Source organism: Paenibacillus sp. Y301 (assembly GCF_059445505.1).
This window is the reverse complement of the sequence record NZ_JCAIUL010000041.1, coordinates 1-1,321: the sequence shown is the minus strand read 5'-3', so window position 1 is coordinate 1,321 and position 1,321 is coordinate 1. Positions and strand designations below refer to the sequence as shown.

2 tRNA genes and 3 rRNA genes are annotated in these 1,321 nt (G+C 48.4%); all 5 read left to right on the top strand.

Annotated features, from left to right (window positions below):
- A 16S ribosomal RNA gene (locus AC1D69_RS24990) occupies nt 1-86 on the top strand; the annotation flags it as partial.
- A gap of 131 nt (nt 87-217) precedes the next feature.
- Nucleotides 218-334 (top strand): 5S ribosomal RNA (rrf, locus tag AC1D69_RS24985).
- Nucleotides 335-377: 43 nt separating this feature from the next.
- Nucleotides 378-454: transfer RNA gene (locus tag AC1D69_RS24980), tRNA-Ile, on the top strand.
- 21 nt (nt 455-475) lie between these two features.
- Nucleotides 476-551 (top strand) — tRNA-Ala (locus tag AC1D69_RS24975).
- Nucleotides 552-869: 318 nt separating this feature from the next.
- Nucleotides 870-1,321, top strand: a 23S ribosomal RNA gene (locus AC1D69_RS24970); the annotation flags it as partial.

Sequence of the window (1,321 nt, the reverse complement as noted above, 5' to 3'; positions counted from 1 at the left end):
GCCAGCCGCCGAAGGTGGGGTAGATGATTGGGGTGAAGTCGTAACAAGGTAGCCGTATCGGAAGGTGCGGCTGGATCACCTCCTTTCTATGGAGAATCGTTTCCTGCAACGGAAACATTCATATAGTAGTCAAGATAAGACTTGTAGGCCATAGAGCCTGCGAATATTTCCTCACTCGTTGTCAGTTTTGAAAGAGCAATTTTCTTTCAGCACTGCGTTTGGTAGCGATAGCGGAGGGGTTCCACACGTACCCATCCCGAACACGACCGTTAAGTCCTCCAGCGCCGATGGTACTTGGACCGCAGGGTCCTGGGAGAGTAGGACGCTGCCAAGCGCAACCCTTGTGGGTTTATCCCATGAGTGTTTTTTATTGATTAGGGCCCTTAGCTCAGTTGGTTAGAGCGCACCTCTGATAAGGGTGAGGTCGGTGGTTCGAGTCCACCAGGGCCCACCATGTAATTTCATATCCCATTATGGGGCCTTAGCTCAGCTGGGAGAGCGCCTGCCTTGCACGCAGGAGGTCAGCGGTTCGATCCCGCTAGGCTCCACCATATTATGTTTAACTTGATCCTTGAAAACTAGATAACGAACGAATTTGCAATGAAGAAACAAACATTAAAGATGCTTTTTAAAATTGGTATTCATCAATTTTAAATTCATCACTTTTTATCTAAGTTTGGTTAACTTGTTAACTCAAACAAAGTGTAAAAGTAGCAACCGACTATCCGATTTATCGGATACAGGTTAATTGATATGCGAGTGTTTGGATTTTGTAGCGACTTTGGCTTTGAATGGACCTTCAAGTGGGCTTGCCTAACGGGAAGTCATTCAAAACAAGCGGAGCGAAAAAAGCCAAATAGGAGCATGATGGTTAAGCTACTAAGAGCACACGGAGGATGCCTAGGCGCTAGGAGTCGATGAAGGACGTGGCGAACAACGAAACTGCCTCGGGGAGCTGTAAGCAAGCTTTGATCCGGGGGTGTCCGAATGGGGAAACCCGGCTGTGGTAATACGCAGTCACTCATATCTGAATACATAGGGTATGTAGAGACAGACCAGGGGAACTGAAACATCTAAGTACCCTGAGGAAGAGAAAACAATAGTGATTCCGTCAGTAGCGGCGAGCGAACGCGGATTAGCCCAAACCAAGGAGCTTGCTCTTTGGGGTTGTGGGACGTCTCACATGGAGTTACAAAGGATTGGGTTAGGTGAAGAGGTCTGGAAAGGCCCGGCATAGAAGGTAAAAGCCCTGTAACCAAAAGTCCAATCCCTCCGAGACGGATCCCGAGTAGTGCGGGGCACGTGAAACCCCGTATGAATC